Source organism: Bradyrhizobium sp. WSM4874, from assembly GCF_055811835.1.
Genome location: NZ_JBVVPR010000164.1, coordinates 1 through 951 on the forward strand (window position 1 = coordinate 1; position 951 = coordinate 951).

Annotated in this window: 1 pseudogene; it reads right to left on the reverse strand. The window is 59.8% G+C overall.

Going from position 1 to position 951, the window contains the following annotated elements:
* Positions 1–586: pseudogene (locus tag AC0L3P_RS39845) on the reverse strand (hypothetical protein); the annotation flags it as partial.
* Positions 587–951 lie beyond the last annotated feature (365 nt).

The following is a 951-nucleotide window of genomic DNA, read 5'->3' on the forward strand; positions in this document are numbered from 1 at the left end:
GCTGCGGCCCGGCCGCCGGATCGGCGCGTTCGGGACGAGAGCATTTTGCCTCCGGAGACCTTATTGCTCGGTGCCAACCACAGCCAGGAGTAAAATGCTTTGCACTTGGCCACGAGGTAAGGTTGTCGCCGCATTCTGCGATCAGCTTCAGCGAGAGGTAAGGACCGAGGCCGTCGATGGTGGTGACGTCCTTTCCGAGCACCGCAAACAAGGACGCGCGGACGTCGAAAGCCAGAGCGTTCGCTTGATCGGTTCTGTTCCGACGCCGCGAGACCGGCGGCGCTGATCCATGATCATGATCCCTATGGATAGTGAGTTCCTTCAACACGGCTTCGATTCGGGCATCGCAGGCAGATGCCTTCTCGTGATACGCGTCGTAAAGGGCGAGTGCCTGATCGAGTGCCAACAGATGCTCCGCGCGGTAGCTTCCGGTGAGCGCCTTCGCGATCGTCTCGAGACTGGAGTGGCAGCTGTAGTGGCGCAAGCACGCCAGCGTCTCAGGATCGCGCTGGGCAATAAACCGGGAACAATCGGCTCTCGAAATGGACGCTTCGATCGATAAAGCCCCCATCGGCTTGTCGCCCATTGGGCGCAATCGCGCCAGCAGTGTTTGTCAGCAAGCAAGAGGGGCGGCTAAGGCGACGAGATACGGACGAAGGGGGCTAGATGACGGCAACCAAGATCTCTCTGTCGAGCTTCTCGATGCGGTTGTAAGCAGCTCAATTTGTTTGGCGAACTGGATCAGGGCAAAGCGGGCGGCGCCGGGGTGTCAACCCTAGCTCCCGGCTCTGCTCCTCATGTGTGACACCATGATGCTCTGCAAACCCGCCGATTGCCGACGTTCGATCGGCGAGAAGTCGCAGTGCGTCGCAGAGCATAGTGCGATCAGCCGCGCTTGCTATTCAGTTGAAGCTGACATTAGCGCCTCAGTCGGTTCTGCAGTGCCTGCCG